Below are 4,885 nucleotides of genomic sequence, written 5' to 3' on the forward strand. Positions count from 1 at the left end.
CCAGCCAGCGCGTCATCACCCGCTCGAACTCCTCGTCGCCGATCGCCCGCAACCGGTCGGCATTGCGCGGGTTGGCCTCGCACAGCCCGGCCCAGCCGAAACCGGAGGCGCCACCGAGCTTGATGATGCCCTCGACGCCCTGGGACCGGACGACCCGCAGCTCGTTGAGGATGTACACGCCGGCGAGGCTCATCGTGCTGTAGGTGCCGCCGACGATCGACCAGGTCGCGAGCTTGCGGACCTTCTCTGGGTACATCATGGTGAACACGATCATGTCGCGGGCGCCGCCGGAGCCGCCGGCGGCGATGACCCGGTCGATGCCCAGCTCGTCCAGCAGCAGGCCCAGCGTCTCGGCCCGCATGTGCGACTCCGACCGCCCGAACAGCTGGATGTCGGAGCGCCCACAGTTGGGCCGGTCCCACAGCAGCACCCGCTTGCCGCCCGCGGCCAGCCCGTCGGCCAGCTCGTGCACACCGCCGTAGTCCTTGCCGAACCGGCCGCCCGGCGTGATCACCACGACCTCGCCGTCCGGTGGTCCGATCAGCTCGTACACGACGATCCCGCCGTTGACCTCGGCCTCTGAGTCAGCCATGTCGTCCGTCCTCCTCGTCTCGTGCTTGGTTCGCTGGATAGATCTCGGGTCCGACGCGTCAGACCGCCGCGGCGTCGACCGGCTGTGGTTGCGCGGCGTCGGCGTCGAGTGGGAAGTGGCAGGCGGCGAAGCGGCCCGGGCGCACCTGCCGGATCTCGGGCTCCTCGCGGGCGCAGATGTCCTGCGCCAGCGGGCAGCGGGTCCGGAAGCGGCAGCCGCTCGGCGGGTTCAGTGGCGACGGCAGGTCACCCGACAGCGCCGCCGCCTGAACGGGCGCCTCCGGGTCGGGCTCCGGGATCGACTGGGCCAGCGCGCGGGTGTACGGGTGGGCCGGCGACGCGAACAGCTCGTCCGAGCTGCCCACCTCGCAGATCTTGCCGAGGTACATGACGACGATGCGGTCGCTGAGGTTCTTGACCACCGCCAGGTCGTGGGCGATGAAGACCATCGTGAGCCGGTACCGCTCCTTCATCTCCTCGAGCAGGTTCATGATCTGGGCCTGGACGGAGACGTCGAGGGCGGAGACCGGCTCGTCGCAGATGAGCACCGCCGGGTCGAGGATCATCGCGCGGGCGATGGAGATGCGCTGGCACTGCCCGCCCGAGAACTCGTGCGGGCGGCGGTCGGACGCGGTGGCGGGGTCGAGCCCGACCCGCTCGATCATGTCCTGGGTCCGGGCCGCGATGTCGGTCCGGCTCACGCCGCCGTGCACCCGCAGGCCTTCGGCGATGATGTCCTTGACCTTGCGCAGCGGGTTCAGCGACGAGATCGGGTCCTGGAAGATCATCTGAAGCTTGCGCCGCTGCCGCCGCAGCGCGGCGCCGTTGAGCCCGGCGAGCTCCACGCCGTCCATCCGCACCGAGCCCGAGGTCGGCGCGGGCAGCTGCATGATGGCCCGGGCCACGCTCGACTTGCCGCAGCCGGACTCCCCGACCAGGCCGACGGTCTCGCCGCGGCGGGCGTCGAGGCTCACGTCCGACACCGCGAAGACCCTCTCGCCGCGCCGCCCGCTGTACTCCACGACGAGGTTGCGGACGCTGAGCACCACGTCGTCCGCGTCGCGCAGGTGCGCCGTCCCGCTGCCGGCCATCAGAGCACCACCTCGGCCGCCACCGGCGTGCCGGCCGCGGTGACGCCCGCGGCGATGTTGCGCTTGCGGGCCGCGTCGCCGTCCGGGGTACCGAGGGGGAAGAAGCACGCCGACGTGTGCCCGGGCTCGTGCGGGTCCGGCTCCAGGATCGGTGTCTCGGCCAGGCACCGCTCCTGCGCCGACGGGCAGCGCGGGGCGAAGCTGCACCCCGGCGGCGGGTCGACGATGACCGGGGGCCGACCGGGGATGGAGGCGAGCCGGGTGTGGCTGGGCAGCGCCACCTTCGGGATCGCGTCGATCAGCGCGCGGGTGTACGGGTGGCGCATGTTCGCGAAGAGCCGCTTCGTCGGCGCGTACTCCACGACGCGGCCCGCGTACATCACCGCGATTGCGTCGGTCCGCCCGGCCACGACGCCGAGATCGTGCGTGATGAGGACCATCGACATGTGCGACCTCTCCTGCAGGTCCCGCATGAGGTTGAGGATCTGGTGCTGGACGGTCACGTCCAGCGCGGTCGTCGGCTCGTCCGCGATGAGCAGCTTCGGCGAGCACGAGATCGCCAGGGCGATCGTGACCCGCTGGCGCATCCCGCCGGAGAGGTTGTGCGGGTACTGGTGGAACCGTTGCTCCGGCTCGGGGATGCCGACGAGCCGCAGCAGCCGCACCGCCTCCTGGTGCGCCGCCTTGCGGTCGAGGTGCAGGTGGTACCGCAGGGTCTCGGTCAGCTGCCGGCCGACCGTCAGCACCGGCGTCAGCGAGGTCATCGGGTCCTGGAACACCATCGCCAGGTCCACGCCCCACAGGTGCCTGTTCTGCTTGCGGCTGACGGTCGCGAGGTCCACGTCGTTGAGCCGGATGTGACTGCCGGGCAGGACCCGGGCGTTCGGTGCGAGGATCTTCATGACCGCCCGGGACAGCACCGACTTGCCCGACCCCGACTCGCCGACGATGCCGAGCGTCTCACCGCGCCGCAGGCGCAGGTCGACCCCGTCGACCGCGCGCACGAGCCCGCGCGGTGTGTCGAACCAGACCCGCAGGTTCTGCACCTCCAGCAGGGGGCCCGGCGACATGGCGGAGGTGTCCGCGACGATCTCCCTTGGCTGCGCGCCGATGCTCATAGTGAGGACTCCCTGCCGACGCGGCCCCGCGCCCAGTCGCCGAGCCGGTTGAATGCGAAGACGGTGAGGAAGAAGAACAGCGCGGGGACCAGCACGAGCTGCGGGTTGTCGCTGAGCGACTCCCGGCCCGCCGCCAGCATCCCGCCCCAGCTCGGTGCCGGTGGCGGGACCCCGACACCGAGGAAGCTCAGCGTGCCCTCGGCCACCACCAGCGTCGCCATCACGACCAGCGCGAGCGACATGATCGGCAGCATGACGTTGACGAGCAGCTCCCGGGTCAGGATGCGCAGCGGCCGCGCGCCGAGCGCCTTGGCCGCCGTGACGAACTCGCGGTCGGCGAACGCGATCGTGTTGGCCCTCGCCACGCGGGCGAAGTTGGGCACGCCCAGCAGCGCCAGTGCCACGACGAGCGTCGCCAGGCCGGGCTGCAGTGCCGTCACCATCGCGATGAGGAAGATCAGCGGCGGGAACGCCAGCGTGAAGTTGACGAACAGCCCGATCGCCGAGTCGGTGGCGCCCCGGAAGTAGCCGGCCAGCATGCCCAGGGTGACCCCGATGACGAGGGCGATGCCGGTGGCGCCGATCGCCACCGCCATGGAGATCCGGGCACCGTGGACGATCCGCGACAGCACGTCGCGGCCGATCGAGTCGGTGCCGAGCAGGTGCCCGGCGGTGCCGGGCATGGCGCTGAAGGCGTTGGTGACCTCGTTCGGGTCGGGTAGTGGCAGCAGATCGGCGGTGACAGCGGCCAGGACGACCACGGCGATCCAGGCCGCTCCGAAGGCGGCGCCGAAGTCGCGGCGCCGGCGGCGCGGCGTGGCCGCGGCCGGGGCGGCGGCCGTGGGGGCCGCCGGCTGCGCGGTGCCCGGCGAGCTGCCGGAGCCTCCTGAGCCGGGGCGCTGCTGGATGAGATGGGTCATGCGGTCCTCACCTTCCTCACCCGCGGGTCGAGCAACGGGTAGGTCAGATCGACGAGGGTGTTCATGAGCAGGTAGATCAGGGCGGTCAGCAGGACCACGGCCTGCACGACGATGTAGTCGCGGGACAGGATGGCGTTGATGACCAGCGTCCCCATGCCGGGCAGCGAGAAGATCGCCTCCACCAGCACGGTCCCGCCGATGAGCCGGCCGATGACCACGCCCGACACGGTCACCAGCGAGAACGAGGACTGCCGCAGCGCGTGCCGCACGAGGATCCGCCAGGTGGGCAGGCCGCGCGCCCGGGCGGACAGGACGTGGTCCTGCTGCAGCGTGGCCATCATGTCGCCCTTGAGCAGCCGGGTGAACAGCACGCACTCGCCGGCGGCCAGGGTCAGCACCGGTAGTACGAGCCGCTCGAAGTGCTCGGCGGGGCTCTCCGAGAACGGCGTCCAGCCCAGGATCGGCAGCAGGTCGAGCTGGACCCCGAACACGTACACCAGCACGATCCCCAGCACGAACGCGGGCGTGGCCAGGGTGGCCGAGATGACGAACGTCGAGACCCGGTCCAGCAGCCCGCCCGGGCGGTAGGCCGACCACACGCCGACCGGCACGCTGACGGCGAGCGCGACGATCATCGACAGCAGTGCGATCTCCAGGGACACCGGGGCGCGTTCGGCGATCGTCTCCGAGACGCTGAGCCCGGTCTGGAACGAACGGCCGAAGTCGCCCTGCAGCACGCCGCCGATCCAGGTGAGGTACCGCTGCCAGACCGGGTCGTCCAGCCCGTAGCGTTCGCGGGCCTCGGCGATCTGCTCGGGCGTGGCGTCCTGCGGCAGGATCGCGTCGACCGGGCTGCCCGGAATCATCTCGAGCAGCAGGAAGACTGCCACGGTGACCATGAACAACAGCAGGAGGAACCGGCCGACCGAAGCGGCCCGGCCCCGCAACGCGCGTGCCTTCATCTTGTTCCCGTCCCTCGGCTTCGGATTGGGCTCCGGATTGGGCTCCGGCGGGGCCGCGGACACCGTCACGGGCGTCCGCGGCCGGCCGCGGGTCGTCAGCTAGCCCGCCACGCCTAAAGGCAGAAGAAGCCCGCGCCCCAGGTAGTAACCGCCACCGAGATGGACATGATAGATATAAAGAGAGAAGGGTAGGAAAGAGTGTA

5 protein-coding genes are annotated in these 4,885 nt (G+C 71.0%); all 5 read right to left on the reverse strand.

Annotated features, from left to right (window positions below):
* The coding region (locus ABZS66_RS52150; protein WP_354770764.1) for an alpha/beta hydrolase at positions 1–592 on the reverse strand (592 nt) is incomplete at its 3' end.
* Positions 593–650: 58 nt separating this feature from the next.
* The gene (locus ABZS66_RS52155) at positions 651–1,682 is read right to left on the reverse strand and encodes an oligopeptide/dipeptide ABC transporter ATP-binding protein (RefSeq protein WP_354770766.1); all 1,032 of its coding nucleotides are present in this window, start codon (positions 1,680–1,682) and stop codon (positions 651–653) included.
* Complete coding sequence (locus tag ABZS66_RS52160; protein WP_354770768.1) at positions 1,682–2,800, reverse strand: ABC transporter ATP-binding protein; 1,119 nt, start codon at positions 2,798–2,800, stop codon at positions 1,682–1,684. The genes ABZS66_RS52155 and ABZS66_RS52160 overlap by 1 nt, the downstream gene beginning before the upstream one ends.
* On the reverse strand, positions 2,797–3,720 hold the full coding sequence (locus ABZS66_RS52165) for an ABC transporter permease (RefSeq protein WP_354770770.1): 924 nt from the start codon (positions 3,718–3,720) through the stop codon (positions 2,797–2,799). Before ABZS66_RS52165 ends, ABZS66_RS52160 begins: the two co-directional genes overlap by 4 nt.
* Positions 3,717–4,682, reverse strand: coding sequence for an ABC transporter permease (locus ABZS66_RS52170; protein ID WP_354770772.1), 966 nt, complete (start codon positions 4,680–4,682; stop codon positions 3,717–3,719). The genes ABZS66_RS52165 and ABZS66_RS52170 overlap by 4 nt, the downstream gene beginning before the upstream one ends.
* Positions 4,683–4,885 lie beyond the last annotated feature (203 nt).

It is taken from the genome of Dactylosporangium sp. NPDC005572 (assembly GCF_040605515.1).
In the GTDB taxonomy this organism is placed as follows: domain Bacteria; phylum Actinomycetota; class Actinomycetes; order Mycobacteriales; family Micromonosporaceae; genus Dactylosporangium.